The organism is Bacillus sp. GMs2/2 (genome assembly GCF_050172095.1).
In the GTDB taxonomy this organism is placed as follows: domain Bacteria; phylum Bacillota; class Bacilli; order Bacillales; family Bacillaceae_G; genus Bacillus_A; species Bacillus_A cereus.
Window position 1 is genome coordinate 1 of record NZ_JBNLYE010000589.1, and the last position, 1,823, is coordinate 1,823.

The window sequence follows — 1,823 nt, forward strand, 5'->3', positions numbered from 1 at the left end:
TAATTTTTTAAAACGTTAATTCGTAATGGAAATAACGATTATCTCTCAAATAACCATTTTCAGCGTATAATCGTTGTGCTGATAAATTATCAATCTCCGTTTGCAGCTTTACACCTTTTGCTCCATTTTCTAATGCGTATTCTTTAGCAGCTTCTAATAATTTTTTACCTGTTCCGGCTCCACGCTTCGCCGCTTGTACAAATAAATCATTTAAAATCCATAATTCTTTCATTGAAATAGAAGAAAATGATGGATATAGTTGCGTGAACCCAATATATTCGCCGTCTTCAACTGCTACGAAAATAACAGACTCTTTTTTCTCAATTCTATTTCGTAAAAATACTTTTGCCCCTTCTAAATCAGAATCTTGCCTATAAAACATGCGATAGTTATTAAAAACTGATGCTAGTCCATCTAAATCTGCAATTGTTGCCTCATATATTCTCATTTTACTCCATTCCCCTTCCAATACTGTCTCATTATATCCGTTGCCCATTTAGGCTGGTGTATTTCTTCTGTCGGCATAAACTCTTTCATTATTGGTTTTATATCCAATATAGGAGTGCCATCAATAGCATCTAATCCCTCAACAATAATTGATTTACCTTCTCTTTTGATCACCTTTACAATTGTTACACCTATGCGATTTGGGCGATTTTTCCCGCGCTGTGCAAAAATACCTACTTCAGGATAATCCTTATTATTTCTAGGATGTCTAGCAAAATACTGAATTTGCTCGTCAGTTACTTTATGAAAATAAAAAACAACTTCAATATGAGAAAAATCTTCAACCCCTTGTATACTCTCTTCTGCATACATTTCAGTTAAAGTTATACGAGATCTTACTTCTCCCCACTCATCATCTTTTATTTCCTTTCTTTCATTATGTACAAATGCGATTGGTTGAACTGAAAACATACGCATTCCCCCTTAAATGTAACCACTTACATTATAAAATATTTTCTGAATGTTTTCCAGATATACGAATAAAGTTTACATAATATAATTATACTCTATCTAGAGCTACCTTGACTGCTTCAATTGCATGTATATGAGTTGTATCAAATATCGGGACAGATACGTTTTCTTGCTTTATTAATAACCCTATTTCTGTACAACCTAATATGATTCCCTGTGCTCCTTTTTGCACTAACTCTTCGATGACTCTTTTATAATATTCTCTAGATTGAGATACTATTTTTCCTAAACATAATTCTGTATATATTACTTTATTTATTTCTTTTCTATTTTTTTCTGATGGTACTATTACTTTTATATCATGCTCTTCAATACGTGACTTATAGAAATCTTGCTCCATTGTATATTTAGTTCCAAGCAGACCAACCTTTTGAATGTCTTTTCTTTTAATTTCTTTTGCAGTTGCATCAGCAATATGTAAGACTGGAATATCAATTTTGGCCTTTATTTTTCCAACTACCTTATGCATTGTATTTGTACAAATGATTATAAAGTCTGCTCCTCCCTTTTGTAATGAATATGCCGCATTCCCTAGAATTTCTCCAGCACCATCCCAATCTCCGCTAGACTGACATCGTTCAATCTCTTCAAAATCCACACTATTAATCAAACATTTTGCTGAATGTAGCCCTCCTAATCTCTCTTTTATTTCTTCATTAATAATTCGATAATATTCAGAAGTTGATTCCCAACTCATACCACCTATAAGACCTATCGTTTTCATATAAACACCTACCTAAACTTTTTTTATAAAACTAATAACAACGTTTTATTATGTATATTATACACAATAAAACAAGACTTTAAGTTTGGAATATAAAGTCTTGTTTTAACGTAATAATATA

Annotated in this window: 3 protein-coding genes; all 3 read right to left on the reverse strand. The window is 31.9% G+C overall.

Annotated elements, in window-relative coordinates:
• Nucleotides 1-7: 7 nt before the first annotated feature.
• Nucleotides 8-448 (reverse strand): GNAT family N-acetyltransferase, encoded by a 441-nt coding sequence (locus tag ACQGS6_RS27650; RefSeq protein ID WP_001223866.1) that lies wholly within the window; start codon nt 446-448, stop codon nt 8-10.
• The gene (locus ACQGS6_RS27655; protein ID WP_000493255.1) at nt 445-918 is read right to left on the reverse strand and encodes an SAM-dependent methyltransferase; all 474 of its coding nucleotides are present in this window, start codon (nt 916-918) and stop codon (nt 445-447) included. Before ACQGS6_RS27655 ends, ACQGS6_RS27650 begins: the two co-directional genes overlap by 4 nt.
• Before the next feature lie 88 nt (nt 919-1,006).
• Complete coding sequence (locus ACQGS6_RS27660) at nt 1,007-1,702, reverse strand: aspartate/glutamate racemase family protein (RefSeq protein WP_000848569.1); 696 nt, start codon at nt 1,700-1,702, stop codon at nt 1,007-1,009.
• Nucleotides 1,703-1,823 lie beyond the last annotated feature (121 nt).

Coding starts and splice junctions, on each gene's coding strand:
- ACQGS6_RS27650 (WP_001223866.1), bottom strand. CDS start 448: ATGAGAATATATGAGGCAACAATTGCAGATTTAGATGGACTAGCATCA.
- ACQGS6_RS27655 (WP_000493255.1), bottom strand. CDS start 918: ATGTTTTCAGTTCAACCAATCGCATTTGTACATAATGAAAGAAAGGAA.
- ACQGS6_RS27660 (WP_000848569.1), bottom strand. CDS start 1,702: ATGAAAACGATAGGTCTTATAGGTGGTATGAGTTGGGAATCAACTTCT.